This is a genomic window from Enterococcus malodoratus (genome assembly GCF_027659535.1).
GTDB classification, from domain to species: Bacteria; Bacillota; Bacilli; order Lactobacillales; family Enterococcaceae; genus Enterococcus_A; species Enterococcus_A malodoratus.
Genome location: NZ_JAQDPG010000002.1, coordinates 53,304 through 69,460, shown reverse-complemented (window position 1 = coordinate 69,460; position 16,157 = coordinate 53,304). Strand labels below are relative to the sequence as shown.

Annotated in this window: 12 protein-coding genes; 3 read left to right on the top strand and 9 right to left on the bottom strand. The window is 38.7% G+C overall.

Going from position 1 to position 16,157, the window contains the following annotated elements; all coding sequences use genetic code 11:
- Window positions 1-5 precede the first annotated feature (5 nt).
- The 6 genes from fur to PGP85_RS03635 all read right to left on the bottom strand — a co-directional run bounded on the left by fur (window position 6) and on the right by PGP85_RS03635 (window position 7,227).
- A complete protein-coding gene (gene fur / locus PGP85_RS03660) occupies window positions 6-461 on the bottom strand; it encodes a ferric iron uptake transcriptional regulator (protein ID WP_010739441.1) in 456 nt (151 codons plus the stop codon).
- A gap of 113 nt (window positions 462-574) precedes the next feature.
- Window positions 575-1,432, bottom strand: a complete 858-nt coding sequence (locus tag PGP85_RS03655) for a CvfB family protein (RefSeq protein WP_010739442.1) — start codon at window positions 1,430-1,432, stop codon at window positions 575-577.
- A 180-nt stretch (window positions 1,433-1,612) separates the two neighbouring features.
- Window positions 1,613-3,298, bottom strand: coding sequence for a cell division site-positioning protein MapZ family protein (locus PGP85_RS03650; protein ID WP_010739443.1), 1,686 nt, complete (start codon window positions 3,296-3,298; stop codon window positions 1,613-1,615).
- Window positions 3,299-3,490: 192 nt separating this feature from the next.
- Window positions 3,491-4,600 carry an RNA polymerase sigma factor RpoD gene (rpoD, locus tag PGP85_RS03645; RefSeq protein WP_010739444.1) on the bottom strand — a complete coding sequence of 370 codons (1,110 nt, stop codon included), beginning with the start codon at window positions 4,598-4,600 and terminating at the stop codon, window positions 3,491-3,493.
- A 22-nt stretch (window positions 4,601-4,622) separates the two neighbouring features.
- Complete coding sequence (gene dnaG / locus PGP85_RS03640) at window positions 4,623-6,443, bottom strand: DNA primase (RefSeq protein ID WP_034708274.1); 1,821 nt, start codon at window positions 6,441-6,443, stop codon at window positions 4,623-4,625.
- 148 nt (window positions 6,444-6,591) lie between these two features.
- The gene (locus tag PGP85_RS03635) at window positions 6,592-7,227 is read right to left on the bottom strand and encodes a lysozyme family protein (protein WP_010739446.1); all 636 of its coding nucleotides are present in this window, start codon (window positions 7,225-7,227) and stop codon (window positions 6,592-6,594) included.
- 184 nt (window positions 7,228-7,411) lie between these two features.
- Between PGP85_RS03635 and PGP85_RS03630 the strand changes: the two genes are divergently transcribed.
- The 3 genes from PGP85_RS03630 (at window position 7,412) to PGP85_RS03620 (ending at window position 11,819) form a co-directional block, all read left to right on the top strand.
- Window positions 7,412-8,134 (top strand): alpha/beta fold hydrolase, encoded by a 723-nt coding sequence (locus PGP85_RS03630; protein WP_010739447.1) that lies wholly within the window; start codon window positions 7,412-7,414, stop codon window positions 8,132-8,134.
- 4 nt (window positions 8,135-8,138) lie between these two features.
- Window positions 8,139-10,718, top strand: a complete 2,580-nt coding sequence (mprF, locus tag PGP85_RS03625) for a bifunctional lysylphosphatidylglycerol flippase/synthetase MprF (protein ID WP_270326216.1) — start codon at window positions 8,139-8,141, stop codon at window positions 10,716-10,718.
- 360 nt (window positions 10,719-11,078) lie between these two features.
- The gene (locus PGP85_RS03620; RefSeq protein WP_010739449.1) at window positions 11,079-11,819 is read left to right on the top strand and encodes a hypothetical protein; all 741 of its coding nucleotides are present in this window, start codon (window positions 11,079-11,081) and stop codon (window positions 11,817-11,819) included.
- 72 nt (window positions 11,820-11,891) lie between these two features.
- Here PGP85_RS03620 and PGP85_RS03615 read toward each other — a convergent pair whose 3' ends face one another.
- The 3 genes from PGP85_RS03615 to dnaK form a co-directional block, all read right to left on the bottom strand.
- Complete coding sequence (locus tag PGP85_RS03615; protein ID WP_010739450.1) at window positions 11,892-12,881, bottom strand: plasmid pRiA4b ORF-3 family protein; 990 nt, start codon at window positions 12,879-12,881, stop codon at window positions 11,892-11,894.
- An 89-nt stretch (window positions 12,882-12,970) separates the two neighbouring features.
- Window positions 12,971-14,134, bottom strand: coding sequence for a molecular chaperone DnaJ (gene dnaJ / locus PGP85_RS03610; RefSeq protein ID WP_010739451.1), 1,164 nt, complete (start codon window positions 14,132-14,134; stop codon window positions 12,971-12,973).
- Window positions 14,135-14,283: 149 nt separating this feature from the next.
- Window positions 14,284-16,113 (bottom strand): molecular chaperone DnaK, encoded by a 1,830-nt coding sequence (dnaK, locus tag PGP85_RS03605; protein ID WP_010739452.1) that lies wholly within the window; start codon window positions 16,111-16,113, stop codon window positions 14,284-14,286.
- Window positions 16,114-16,157: the final 44 nt, after the last annotated feature.

The following is a 16,157-nucleotide window of genomic DNA, read 5'->3' as shown; positions in this document are numbered from 1 at the left end:
GAAAGTTAAGCATCTTTTTTTTCTTGGCAGCTTTGGCAAATACCGTGGAAAGTCAAGCGATGATCCTTCACTAGAAAATGATATCTCGATTCAACAACGTGCTCAACCTCACCCAATAGATCTTCCTCGATTTCCTCAATATTTCCACATTCAAGACAAAGTAAATGATGATGAAAATGCTCTGCCCCTTCCTTGCGCAAATCGTAACGTGCTAGGCCATCATCAAAACTTATTTTATTGACGATATGCAGCTCAGTTAAAATCTCCAATGTACGATAAACTGTTGCTAAGCCGATCTCAGGGCTTTTCTTTTTGACTAAAAAATATATTTCTTCTGCCGATAAATGGTCTTTCTCATTTTCCAATAAAACGAGAACGGTGGCTTCACGCTGAGGTGTCAACTTGAATCCAGAATCATGAAGTTGCTTTTTGGTTTTTTGTAGGGCTAAGATAGCGTTCAAGAGAACCCTCCTCCATCTATTTTATAATAATTCTAAATAAGAATTCAAATCACTGCAAGTTTTCTTAGAATTATTATAGTTTATCGGCTTTATTTATGCAAGGACATTCTCAATTAGCTTTTTAGGCGGATTTCTCCGTCTTTTTGCTCGATTAATTTTTCTTTCAATAAATGACCGATTGCACGTTTGAATTGTCCTTTGCTAATTCCAAAGGCTTCTTTTATCTCTTCTGGAGCTGATTTGTCCCAATAAGGCAATACATGATTGGCATTTCTTTGCAGTAACGTCAAAATCATCGCTGCATCATCGTTGATCATCTCATAACTACGAGGTTTCAAAGACATATTTAGAACGCCGTCTGGTCGAACCCCGATTACACGCGCCTCGACTATTTCACCTAAACGCGGTTCTTGATAGCGTTCTGAAGGATGAACGAAACCAAGATAGAAATCTTCCGTAATCAAATAAGAGCCGATAACTTTTAAGCGATAGATCGTGCCTTTTTTATTTTCGTTTTGCATTTCACCAGAGCCAGCACGACTCAATGAGTGAAAGATTGCCTCATCTGCTAATGTACCCCACATCCGGTCTTTTTCATCAACCCGCATGCTGATCATTAATTGATCGCCTTTTTTGGGCCATAGCTCTTTCATACTAGGCATTTCGTCCAAAGAAACGACCATGTCTTTATCAGGCAGTCCAATATTCACAAAAACGCCAAGATCTCTACGAACATCTGTTACTTCTCCAAAAGCATAATGACCAATTCGAACTTGCGGAATCTTTGTCGTAAAAACGGCTTCTTTCTTTTGATTGACGTAGCCGAAACCTTCAACTGATTCACCAATTTTATGCGAGACATCCTCCTCCTTCAACAGACGGAATGTCACACCATTTTTTTGTACTAAATACATGCTTTCATTTTCATCGATGATTAACCCGGTAAATACTTGACCTAATAATTCATTCATAATCATTACTCCCCATTTATATTAATATCTGTTCATCTTCATAGTACAGATCATTCTGTCAAAATTCACAGATTATGTCTTATTGTTTCATCTAAAGATGAGCCGTCATTTTCAATAAATATTATAGCTCATTATTAAAGCTGGGAAGAACGTTCTCCCCAGCCTTAATGTTCATATTAATTAATTGGGACCATCGCCCTTAAACCAACCTGTTTTACAGTTGATTGTGACTAAATACATAGGCAGATCGGAATTTGAATAACCTTTCGTTAATGATGCCTGGTTGGAAGTGGCATAAAGATTATAAAAACCTTCCCCATTTTCAACTTTTACCGGCTCAAGACTATACCCGCCTTCCACTATGTAGCCTCGCGAGATACAAGTTTGTATAACCTTTTCTTTAACTCCAGGCGCCCAGGCATAGGCATCGCTGCTAGTATCTCCAACTTGGTTAGTGCTATTAGTTGTTTTCCTGTTTTGTGCTTCTTGATCAGCTTTTTCTTGTTCGGCCTTTTCCTGTGCTGCCTTTTCTGCCGCCGCTTTTTCATCAGCCGCCTTTTTCTCTTTATCTTTTAAGGTCTGTTCGACCTTCGCTAATTCTTCTTTTTGAGGTTGGATCAATTCTTGATTAGTGACTGCCTTAACAGCGTCATTTGCAACATTATATTGGTCTCTATTGACTGAATCGATAACATTTCCGTCTTTCAATAGACCGTCAGCGGCTTTTTTTGCAGCCTCAATTTTAGTATATTGATCTTTTGCGTTATTAATTGCTTGATTCATTAAGTTATCAAAATCTTTATCCCCTGTATTAATAGATAGATCAACAGGAGAAGCAGCTTTCAATAATGGTTTATCCGCCAGTTTATTTCCGCTGATTGCAGCAGCTGTAAACAATTGATTAACGGACTGTTCGGCCTTTTGTTTATCCGTTAACTCATCGTACCCCTTCTTTAATTCTGCATAGCGCTTACTATCTTTGTAGCGGGATAGTTCTTCATCAATTTTACCAGCATTAAGATTAACCTTATCTGCAGCAAGAAACACTTGCTTATCATCAGTATAATAACTCGCTAAACTTTCTTCGATTGAATCAAGCGCCTTATTTTCCTTTTTAACAGTTGCAATGCGTTGGGCTTCAACTTCTTTTTCGTGGTGATAATAATATCCTCCACTTGCACCCAAAACTGCGATAGCAGCTAAAGTAATATAGAGTCTCTTTCGGCTTTTTTTAGATTTTTCTTCAGAAGAGCCAGGTTGCTCTGGAGGTAAATTCCCATCATCAAATTCCTCTTTTACCTTCTCCGCATTTGCTTCTTGTTTTTCAGTCTCTGTTACTGCAGGACCCTCATCTTCAAGAAGATCAACTTCTTTGTCCGTAGACACCTCTGGTAACTTCGAATTTTTTTCATCAGTTGTCTCTATTTCATCATTGTCCTCATTTTTACTTTCAATGATGTCAGAAAGTGGTTCTTTGATTTCCGTATCTGGGGTTTCTTCTGATAATGCAGATTCATCTAGCTGAGTTGACTCTGCTTCAAGCGTTTTCTCGGCATCTTCCTTTTCCGGTTTTCCTTGCTCATCTTTGTGCTCACGAATGTATTCTGCCAAAATAGGATTCATTTCGGGAGTCTCTTCTTTTAATTCTTTTGAATTTTCTTCTTTCATCTTATCCTCGTTATCCTTAAACATTTTTTGCACAGATTCAATTGGCATATCGGCAAGTTCGGACCATTCTATCGTATCATTTTTATCATTAATGTCATTGGAATTTTCTGAATCATTTAACTGTAATGAAAAGCCACACTTCGGACAAGTCGTGCATCCTTCGACTGGTTCAAAACCACAGTTAGGGCATTTTTGCAATGAAATCGGCTCCTTTTTTTAATCATATGTTTTAATCTATCATATGTTTAGGGATGTTCCAAGCAATTTTCGAATGAATTAATCAAAAATAATAAATTCCATTCGCATTTTGAAGAATGCGTATTAGCGCGATTTTACTCCAATAATCCTACAAAAAAACTCCTCGAGAAGTTCCCGAGGAGTTCGAAATATTTATTCCAAAAAGTCTTTCAATTGTTTTGAACGAGATGGGTGACGTAATTTCCGTAGTGCTTTCGCCTCAATTTGACGAATACGTTCACGAGTAACCCCGAACACACGTCCAACCTCTTCTAACGTTCGAGTTCTGCCATCGTCCAAACCAAAGCGCAGACGTAAAACATTTTCCTCACGATCAGTCAATGTATCTAAAACATCTTCCAATTGCTCTTTCAACATTTCAGAAGCCGCATGTTCAGCAGGACTTGTTGCTTCTTGATCCTCAATAAAATCGCCTAAATGTGAATCATCTTCTTCGCCGATTGGCGTTTCCAAAGATACCGGTTCTTGAGCAATTTTCAGAATCTCACGAACTTTTTCAGTTGGCAAGTCCATTTCAGCACCGATTTCCTCTGGTGTTGGTTCCCGACCTAAATCTTGTAATAATTGACGTTGCACACGAATTAACTTATTAATGGTCTCGACCATATGCACAGGGATACGAATTGTTCTCGCTTGGTCAGCAATCGCTCTCGTGATTGCCTGACGAATCCACCAAGTTGCATAAGTTGAGAATTTGAATCCTTTACGGTAATCAAACTTCTCAACAGCTTTCATCAAGCCCATATTTCCTTCTTGAATTAAATCAAGAAATTGCATACCACGACCAACGTAACGTTTGGCAATACTTACAACTAAACGTAGGTTTGCTTCCGCTAGACGTTGCTTTGCCTCTTGATCTCCTTGTTCGATCAACAATGCCAATTCAACTTCTTCTTCAGCGGTCAACAGCGAAACGCGTCCGATTTCCTTCAAATACATACGAACTGGGTCGTTGATTTTGACACCAGTTGGGGCCGATAAATCTTCTTTTTGCGCGGCTTTCGCAGTTTTTTCATTTTGTTTTAAACTAGCCTTAGAAGGTTCACCATTTTCATCAACGACACTGACACCAGCATCTTCGACTTTTTGGATCAATTGATCCATTGCTTCTGCGCCTAATTCGAATGGCGTGGCTAATCGATTTGTTAACTCATCGTAAACCACCTGTCCCATAGGTTTCTTTTCCTTAATCAAGGCCGCTAAAGCTTTTTCGTACTCTTTTTTGTTTTTTACATCTGCCATAAAATAAATGCCCCTTTCACTTCTAGGCTTGTTTCAAGCGTTTCGTCAATTCGATAATTTGAACAGTCAACTCTAATTCACGTTGCTGGTTCCCGTTTTTTCTGGCCTCAAGCTGCTCTTTTTGTCGTTGTTTGATTTCTTCAGCAATGCCAGATTGGGAAATAACCCGCATCAAATCATAGATTTCTCGTTCGTTACTATCTTCTGACATGGATATCATCGAGATATTGATGACTAGTTGCCTCATCTCATCTTCTTTTAGATAGTTCAAAAAATCTGCTAAAATAAAATTTCCATGAACCATCATATAACTATCTAAGTAAAGAAGCAATTCTTGATACTGATCGTGGATAAATTGAAAATCCGTTTGAACCAATTGTTCACGAATCGAACTTTCATTCATGCAACGATACAATAACATTTGCTCAGCCTTTTCTTCTTTTGTTAACACTTTTCTTACTGGCTGAACCGGTGCAGGAGAAGCGACTGTCTGTTGTTGACGACGTTCCGTACGTAACGTTTGGCGAACCATTTGCAGCTGTTGCTTTAAACTTTCTCGTGTCAAATGAAATTCGACTGCCAACTGTCCCAAATACAAATCTTGTTCAACCGGAGACTGGACCTTCGCCAAATCTTGCATTACGAACTCAAGATATTTTAATCGATCAGACTCATTATCAAGATTTAACCCCTTCTTGTGATACTGCATCTTAAATGCAAAGGGTGTCTGTCGACCATGTTTCAATAAATTTTGTAACTCAGCTACACCATATTTTCGCAAATACTCATCTGGATCAAGCTTTTCTGGTACAGTAACCGTTGCGAGAGTTAATCGACTATGCGCATCTAGAATAGCCAGTGCACGATCTGTAGCCGCTTGCCCCGGGTCATCACCATCGTAAGCTATTACTACTTGACCAGTAATTCGCTCTATCGCAGCTATTTGCTGCTCAGTCAAGCTGGTACCCATTGAGGCTAAGCCGATTTTGATGTCCGCCTGCCAGGCAGCTAATACATCCATAAAGCCTTCAAATAAAACCGCTTCGCCTTGCTTGCGTATTTCGTTTCGCGCTTTGTCGAAGTTGAACAATACTTGTCGTTTGTTAAACAATTCAGTTTCAGGCGAGTTTAAATATTTTGGTTGATCATTCCCAGGAAATTCTTCTGTTTTTAGCATCCTCCCGGAAAAACCAATCGGCTTTCCCCGAAAATCATTCAAAGGGAACATCACTCGCTGATAAAAACGATCACTAAAGCTTCCATCATCGCGCCGAATAAACAATCCACTTCGTTCCATCAAATCAGCATTTACTTTATCCTGTTGGGCGACTTGAACTAAAAAATCACGTTGACTTGGCGCAAAACCGATCTTAAATTCGCTGATCAGTTCGTCGCTTAATCCACGTTCGTGAAGATAAGTCAAAGCATCCTCCCCGGCTTTCGTATTCATCAATAAGTGATGATACAAATCCCGAGTCCGTTCATGTAAAGCGATCAATTGCTGCTGTCCTGTTGATGTTTGATTGATCGGTTCGCTAGAAATCTCAATATCTAAAGGAATTTGTTCCATGTCGGCAACCTTTTTTACTGCTTCGGGAAAACTAATCCCTTCTAATTCTTGTAAAAAAGTATAAACATTGCCGCCTTTGCCACATCCAAAACAATGAAATATCTGCTTGTCCTCAGCAACTGAAAATGACGGAGTCTTTTCTTCGTGAAATGGACAAAGCCCCAAATAATTCTTGCCGGATTTCTTAAGTTGAACATACTGACCAATAACTTCGACAATATTTGTTTTTTCACGAACCTCATCAATAACCTGTTGGGGAATTCTTTGCACCAAAAACCTCACCCCAATTCCCAAAAATATGATAACAGCCGTAAAAAATCGCCCCAATTCATCTTTCGAACAGCGCGATTTTTTTAGACAATCTTATACGACTATCATTTTAGCATATTTCTTTATTATTACAAGCTTTCCGCTCATTATTTTAACTATTTTGAAACCTTTGAAATAAGTCAATGAATCGCTTGTTCATTTGGACGATTTCGGCATAAAACATGTTACCACCGTTTTGATACAAATAACCGCCATTGTATAACACTGACTGCATCTGCATATACCGATATGTGTGTTGCTGATCGTTTCCATACCCTGGTGATAAAACATCCCTTGAGTACTCTTCCGCTAACTCAACACTATTTTTACCCCCGCGTTCTTGTACGTACTGAATATATTTAGTCCCAAAATTATACGCCTGAATCGCGGTATTAAGATCGCAACCAGCAGCTTTTGCCTGCTTGTAACTTTCCGCAAAATGTTTAACGCCATTCTCGATACTTTCCTGTTGGCTGGCAATTTTCCCGCGACTGCCGTAAACACTTTCGGAACTTTGCATTAGGTCCGTTCCCTTCCCTTTTGATTCCGTGTACATAATCCCTAAAATAACATCAGTATAGTTGCCAATTCCTGCCTGATCTGCCAAGGTTTGCACATCACTGCGGTAACTGTTTACCGTGTTTGTATTCTTGTAGGTTCGAACTGTAAAAATTCCGCCGATTATCAGGACGGAAATAATTGCAAAAGCAATAATTATTTTCAAAAAATTTCCAATTAATTTCAACATAAAAATCTGCCCAACTATCTTCTTTTTTCTTTATTCATACTACAAGAATCGGTTGAACTTTTAAAAGCAAAAAATGATAGCTTTATATTTAATTAATCATTCTAAAGTTTTCATTTTGTCTGGGAATTAAATTAATGTGCAAGATTTAAAAAAATCGGTATACTTATGACTGGTAGGTGATGTTGTGAAAAATGAAAAAAAAATTGCTCAAATGAGCGATGGCTCAGAAATCTATTATGAAAAATACGGTCAAGGACCAGCGCTCTTTTTGCTTCATGGTAACGGCGGCAGCGGTCGATATTTTTCAAAACAATTAAATAGTTTCAGCAAACATTTCAACGTTTATGTCGTTGACAGCCGTGGTCATGGCCGTTCAACCAATACGCAAAAAGAGACGAGCTTCCAATTAATGGCCAACGATCTCGCTACGATTATGGATCAAGAAAAACTTGATCATGCGGATCTTTTAGGTTTCAGTGACGGGGCCAACTTAGCGATGGTTTTTGCACGTCTTTATCCCAAGAAAGTAGATCACTTAATTTTGAATGCCGGCAATACTGTACCCAGCGGTGTTCGCACAATTCCGCATTTGTTAAGCTATGTACAATACGCGATTGTCCGGGTGGGAGCTTTCGTCGATACAGGAATGAGGAACTTTCTTCCAATTTTACGCTTGCTTTTCCGAGATATCGGTTTGACCGCAGAAGATTTGAGTCAGATTCAAGCACCAACGTTGGTCATCGTAGGGAAACATGATTCGATTAAAACTCAACATTCCATGTATATCGCACGATCAATTCCTAATGCAAGTTTTGCGATTGTTTCAGGGCAAGGTCACATGTTCGCACGAAGAAACCCAAAGCGCTTCAATCAGGAAGTCTTACAATTTCTAATCGAGGAGGAGTAATTTGGTGGAAAAGTTAATTGAATGGTTCAAAGCACATCTAAGCAAGCTTAAAATGATTTTTTTGATTTCAGTTATCATCATTGTATTATTTGAATTATCTAATATCGCGAAAAAGATTTCTTTCAGCCAACTTTCAACTATTTTTAGCGAGATCAGTATTTGGAATATTTTATTAATGGGGCTGATTGGGCTGATTTCTGTGATACCTATGATCGGTTACGATTTCACATTAAACAGCATTTTGGAACAAAAGCCCAAGAAATTATATATCTTTGAAACCAGCTGGTTAGTCAATACTTTAAATAACATTGCTGGATTTGGCGGATTCGTAAGTGCGGGATTGCGTTCAGAGTTTTACGGAAAGCAAACTTCTGGGAAAAAAGTTGTACAGGCTTTATCAAAAATCCTTGTTTTCACTATGTCAGGATTGTCTATTTACGCTTTGCTTTCTTTTTTTCTGGTAATGTTTGACGATCATAATGCCTATTTACGTCAATACTGGATTTGGCTGATTGGCGGCGGACTCTATTTTCCAATCATCTTCTGTCTGAGCCTTTTCGGTAAAGGTGAATATCTTGGCGATTTGAAGAGCTCTCACAGACTTGAATTGATCGCTACCTCTTTTCTTGAATGGACAGGTGTGTTGATCAGTTTCATTTCTACTGGACTTTTAATGGGTGTCAACGTCAGCATTCGTGATGTTGTACCGTTATTTATCGCAGCAACAGTCATCGGAATCGTGTCAATGATCCCAGGCGAACTTGGAAGTTTCGACCTGATGATGATTTTTGGATTATCTGCCCTTGGGACTCCTCGCGAGACCGTAGTAGCATGGCTTTTATTATTCCGACTTTTTTACTATTTTATTCCTTTTGCCATCGGTTTAATTCTTTTTTTCAAAAACCTTGGTACGACAATCAATACACGCTACAAAGGAATTCCAGTCAGTTTGTCTAAAGAATTAGCGCACAAACTCGAAAGCTTTCTACTCTATTTTACAGGGATAATGCTCGTTTTATCTGCAACTATACCTGAGGCATTTATTCGCTTGCCATTCTTACAGCGTCTAAATCCGATTCATTCTAGGGTAATCGTTGTCTTTCCAGCCATCCTGCTGGGTTTCTTATTGATTGTTTCTGGTCGTGCAATTTCTGCGCGTGTCAAACGAGCTTATATCCCAACGATTATTATTGTGACGTTTACTTTCCTGTATTCCTTACTTGCAGGTTTTCGTATTTCAACCGGGATCTTCCTCGCACTCTTGTTACTATTTGTTATTTTTTCGAAGAATGAGTTATTTAGGGAGCAACTTGTCTACTCTGCCGAATGGGTAACGATTGATGGAATTATTATGGGCGGTTTGACTATTCTGTATATTATTATTGGTGTGTACAACAGTCCGAAAACTCATCATCGTCATCATTTACCGGAATTTTTCCTATTCCCAAGTGAACAAATTTGGATTGTTGGCTTTGTCGCAATCTTGATTGTCTCTTTCATAATCTTGCTATTAATTCGCTTTTTGAAGAACAAACGCATTCAGGTAGGCGAGACACTCGATGAAGAGCGAGTTCAACATATTTTAGAAACTTATGGCGGTAATCCGGACAGCCAGCTAGTATTTTTAAAGGATAAAAAAGTTTTCTATTATAATGACGGTGAAGAAGATACGGTGTTTTTCCAATTGGCTACCTTTAATAATAAAATTTTAGTAATGGGTGACCCTTCTGGGAAATCAAGCGACTTTGAAGCGGCAACAGAGGCTCTAATCAATGAGGTGGATCGCTATAATTACTTACCTGTCTTTTACGAAAATAGTGAAGAAATGGTCATGATCCTCCACGAGTTTGGCTATGACTTTATCAAGTTCGGTGAACGGGCCCATGTACACCTTCGTGATTTTACCTTGAGCGGAAAGAAAATGAAGGGTCAGCGCGCCAGCTTCAATAAGGTACTTAAAGAAGGCTATCAATTTGAAGTTCTCAAACCACCTTTCTCGGTTGAAACTATGAAGTCATTGAAAACAATTTCTGATGAGTGGCTAGGCAGCCGCAAAGAGAAGGGCTTCTCGCTCGGTTTCTTTTCGGAGGATTACTTACAACGAGCACCTATCGCTGTGATAAAAGACAGCGATGGTGAAATTGTTGCCTTCGCGAATTTTATGCCAACCTATACAAACGAAATTGGCACAATCGATTTAATGCGTCACAGTCCTGAAAAAGCACCTAATGGAACCATGGATTTTCTTTTTATCAATCTTTTCCAATATATGCGCGATGAAATGGGCATCGAATATTTTGATTTGGGAATGGCCCCTTTAGCCAATGTTGGAACATCTCGAAAAAGTTTTACTCAAGAACGAGTCGCTTATTTGGTTTACAACTTTGGTTCTCGTTTCTACTCGTTTGGCGGGTTGAAAGAGTATAAGGATAAATATGCGAATGAGTGGCTTCCAGAATATGTTTTGTATTCTCGTGATAGTTGGATCGGCTACGTTATGATTGCACTATTGATTACCGATAATGCGCCGATTCAAGGTGATAAAAAATACCGTGGCTTTAAACGTTTTATCTTTAGAGATTAGCAGCTTCGTTTTCGAAGTTGCTTTTTTGTCTTGACAAGCCCAAGGTATCCGTCTAGTATTAACAACAATATAAATGAAATCAGTTTGGAGCGCTTATTATGACTCAATTAATCTCTTTACAACTGAATAATTTTTACTTTAGCTATTTTAGATAGGTTTGTATTCATGCTTCGTGGATACAGACGTTCAAGTTTGTATCTATGATGGCTAAGGCTTTTCACGCTGACTTTTCGCCACGTAGATGAAAATCTATTGTGGCTTTATGTTTGTATTATTAAAGCTCATTGTAGATTTTCGAATCTATGATGAGCTTTTTTCTTTGGCGATTATGCGGCAATAAAAAAAATTGGAGGAATATCTATGAACACTGTACCTAAAATTATGATTAAACCAGATGGTCTTGCCGCAATCGGTAGTTACGCAACTTCTTTATGGACAAAACGAAAAGTAGTCTTAATTAGTGATCAGAATAATTTCAACACGTACGGAACAAAGATACTTCAATACTTGACTATTTTTGGATTTGACGTACAAACTTTACTATTAAATGAATCACTATATACCACTAACACTGCGAGTTTTGTCTATGAATTTCTGACAAGGCAAAAGTTCTCCTCATCTGATGGTGTCATTGGTCTAGGGGATGACGCACTCTGCCAGTTAAGTGGCTATATTTCAGCAACTTATCTTGGTGGCCTTTCATTGATTCAAATACCGACTACTTTGAGCGCTCAACTAACTGTTTGTACCCAAAGAAAAGCATGTTTAATCAATCTTGAGGCTAAATCTTTACAATCAGTAATTACAAAAACAGATGGAATCATGATTGATACATCTTTGATCGAAAACTTATCTGATGATGAATTATCCGAATGTCAGGCTCTATTGCTCAGATTAGGAATCTCACAAGATCACGAGTGCCGACATGAACTACGTAGAATGGCTCGTATTGTTGGTCATCAATTAAACCAAGAAAATTTATTTAATTCACTAGCCATATCCAATCAATCTGCTAGTTGGATAAAACTTGGTGATTCCTCGAATACGACTAAAAAAAATCATAGAACGGCACTTTCACTAAAGGTCAAGAAAAATTACTAAAACATAAAAAGTCTAGGACAAGGTGTCCTAGACTTTAATAAACAAAGAATACTGTTTTGAATTAACTTGAAATTACTCTCGTTCTAATTTTTTATTTATTGTTGCCAAATCAAATGGCTTCCAAAGCTCATTACCACGTGAATCTTCCATTGGTGTATCTCCCTTTGCCTTGACGCAAATCGCATGGTCATCGTGCATTTCCTCATTAATGATAATTTTTTCGACTAAGATCCGATGATCCCAGTCACACCCGAAATCATAAATATATTCGATTTTGACGCCTTCACGAAAGTCCTCGTCAATCACCTGTTCTTCTTCAGAAAATCGTGACATCTCTAATTCGCTCGGCCCGATCATTTTTGTACGATCGACAAAGAAACTATGCAGATGACTATCCTCCCAATCAAAAGCAACCTGTAAAATGCGATGCAAACGTCCATACGTAATGTCAGCTGGGATTTGGAGCCTACGCCAAATTGGCGGTTTATATCCTTTTAGATCAACACGTATTAAATAGCTCTTCTCCTGATTCTCCGTATGTTTTTTCTTAGGAAACTTCAAAATATTATTAAGGTTGCTTTTTTGGGGAACTTCCTCAAGTTCATAATCATGATGACCGTCCGTATAGGAGTCTTCAACTTCAAAATTCCCTTCACGCCATTCGTCCATAATTCCTAATTTTGTTTTTGACCAAAAATTTGGACTGCTCATACGTGTCAGAAAGGTCGTTTTGTTAAGATAGATAAAATATTGCATATTTTTGCAATCTTTTTCTGTAATGATTCCCTCATGATAAAGCGCACTATAGAGGTCTAATAAAATTTGATAGGCATAAAAACTTTCGTCAATAAACAGCGGCATATGCTTCGGCATGTGATGAATCAATGCATCTCTTACAATTTTTTCATCCAATAATTTATTACTAAGCTTTCCTTTATCGACAAAACTTAAAAAAAATTCAACTGTGCGAATAAGTCCATCCGGTTCGGCGAGTCCTCCAGCAATAAAATAATGCATCATGTCTCTAGTCATTCGGTCAAACAACTTATCTAGTTTATCCATACGAACCTCCTTCAACACTTATTCTCTTCTTAATAATAGTAAAAGAAAAAAGAGGCTCAATCAATAGAGAATTGATTGAACCTCAAATTTTATTTTTTGCCGCCAAAAGCATCTTTCATTTTTCCAAAGAAGCCTTCTTCTTTTTGTTCAGTAACAGTTTGCCCGCCAGCCTCAGCGAAAGCATACAAAGCTTCACGCTGCTTTTCGTTTAAGTTCTTTGGCGTAATAATCTTCACGGTTACTTGTTGATCACCATTGGTATTTCCACGTAGTCTTGGTGCCCCTTTACCGCGAAGTCTAAATTTAGCACCTGTTTGCGTTCCAGCTGGCACTTTTAATTTTACATCACCATGAACAGTCGGTACGTTTATTTCATCACCTAATGCGGCTTGCACAAAGCTTAACGGCAAGGTGTAATAAATCTCTGCACCATCACGATCAAATATATCGCTTTGCTTTACTTTAAAGACAACATATAAATCGCCGTAAGGTCCGCTATTAACCCCAGCTTCTCCTTGATCAGCCAAACGCATTTGTTGACCATCCTCAACCCCAGCAGGTACTTTAACCTTCACTGTGTGTGGACGTTTTTCGTGACCTGAACCGTGACAAGTTGGACATGGATCTTTAATTTCTTTACCGGTACCATGACAAACATCACAAGTTTGACGACTCATAACACGGCCAAGTGGTGTTTGGTGTTCCACATTGATTGATCCGGAGCCGTGACATTTATGACATACTTCTGGTTGTGTTCCAGGTTTTGCACCATTTCCGTTACACGTGTGGCAAGTTTCTTCACGATTGTATTTAATGTCTTTTTCCACACCAAAAATAGCTTCTTCAAACTCCAAATTGATTGAGTATTGTAGATCTGCACCCTGTCTTGGAGCTTTCGGATCCGCTTGACGCGAACCACCACCGCCGAAGAAGGACTCGAATATATCTTCAAATCCAAAACCGCCTGCTCCGCCGCCAAATCCACCAGCACCTCCGAAGCCGCCTGCTCCGCCAGCACCAAAGTTCGGATCAGTTCCTGCATGACCATATTGGTCATAAGCAGCACGTTTTTGCGGATCACTTAAGATTTCATAAGCCTCAGAAATTTCTTTGAATTTTTCCTCAGCGTCAGCTTCTTTATTAATATCTGGATGGTATTGTTTGGAAAGCTTGCGGTATGCCTTTTTTATTTCATCATCCGAAGCACCTTTTTGCACCCCAAGGACTTCGTAATAATCCCGTTTTGTAGCCATTGGCTTCCCTCCATAATTTCATAGAATCGTTAGTATTGTATCACAATCAAAATCGATACGATACTTTTCTTAGTATTTTTCTAAAGGTTTGACCAATCTTGAAAGAAAAAAGGCCAAAGTGATGACTTTGGCCTTTACCAACGAATCAATTATTTATCGTCATCGTTAACTTCTTCAAAATCAGCATCTACGACATCATCCGCGCCGCCTTGAGCCGCATTTGGATCAGCCTCTGATTGTTGTTGTGCTGCTTGTTCGTAAAGTTTAACTGTTAAGTTTTGAACGATTTCGTTCAGTGCATCACGTTTTTCTTTCATTTGTTCAACGTCGTTTGCTTCAACAGCAGCCTTCAATTCATCGCGAGCATCTTCAGCTTTTTTAACTTCGTCAGCATCTACCTTGCCTTCTAACTCTTTCAATGTTTTGTCAACAGAGAATAGCAAAGCATCAACGTCGTTACGAAGATCAACTTCTTCTTTACGAGCTTTATCTGCATCCGCATTTGCTTCAGCATCTTTTACCATACGTTCGATTTCGTCGTCTGATAAACCTGATGAAGATTTGATCGTAATTTTTTGTTCTTTTTGTGTTCCCAAATCTTTCGCAGAAACATTTACGATACCATTTTTATCAATATCGAATGATACTTCGATTTGAGGAATTCCACGCGGTGCAGCTGGAATATCTGTTAATTGGAAACGGCCTAATGTTTTGTTATCAGCAGCCATTGGACGTTCACCTTGCAAGACATGGATGTCTACAGCAGGTTGATTGTCAGCAGCAGTTGAGAATACTTGTGATTTACTTGTTGGGATCGTAGTGTTGCGATCGATTAATTTGGTGAACACGCCACCCATTGTTTCGATACCCAATGATAATGGAGTAACGTCTAATAATACGACATCCTTCACATCACCAGTGATAACGCCACCTTGGATTGCAGCACCCATAGCTACTACTTCATCCGGGTTAACTGATTTGTTTGGTTCTTTCCCAGTTTCTTTACGTACAGCTTCAACAACTGCTGGAATACGTGTAGAACCACCAACTAGGATTACTTCGTCAACTTCTGATTGAGACAAGCCAGCGTCTTTTAGCGCTTGGCGAACAGGTGCTTTTGTACGCTCTACTAAGTCAGAAGTGATTTCGTCGAATTTCGCACGAGATAATGTTGTTTCTAAATGCAATGGACCAGCATCACCAGCAGTAATAAATGGTAAGCTGATTTGAGTTGAACTAACACCAGATAAGTCTTTTTTCGCTTTTTCAGCAGCATCTTTCAAACGTTGCATAGCCATTTTATCTTTAGACAAGTCAATACCGTTTGCTTGTTTGAAATCGGCAACTAAGTAATCGATGATTTTGTTATCAAAGTCATCTCCACCTAGACTGTTATCACCCGCAGTAGATAATACGTCGAATACTCCATCACCTAATTCAAGGATAGATACGTCAAAAGTACCACCACCAAGGTCAAATACTAAGATTTTTTCGTCTTTGTCTGTTTTATCTAAACCGTAAGCTAATGCTGCAGCAGTTGGTTCGTTAACGATACGTTCTACTTCTAGTCCAGCAATTTTACCAGCATCTTTAGTTGCTTGACGTTGTGAATCATTGAAATAAGCAGGAACTGTAATAACAGCTTTTTCAACTTTTTCACCTAAGTAGTCTTCTGCAAAACCTTTGATGTATTGTAATACCATTGCAGAAATTTCTTGTGGTGTATACGTTTTTCCATCTGCTTCAACTTTAAATCCAGCTTCACCCATGTGACGTTTGATTGATGAAATTGTATTAGGGTTAGTTACCGCTTGACGTTTTGCTACTTCACCAACTTGAATCTCGCCATTTTTAAATGAAACAACAGATGGCGTTGTACGATTTCCTTCTGGATTCGTGATGATTTTAGCTTCTCCGCCTTCTAAAACAGCGACTGCTGAATTTGTTGTACCTAAGTCAATACCAATAATTTTACTCATAGTTGAAAATCTCCTTTTCCATGTATAGTTAGTTTAATAGTTTA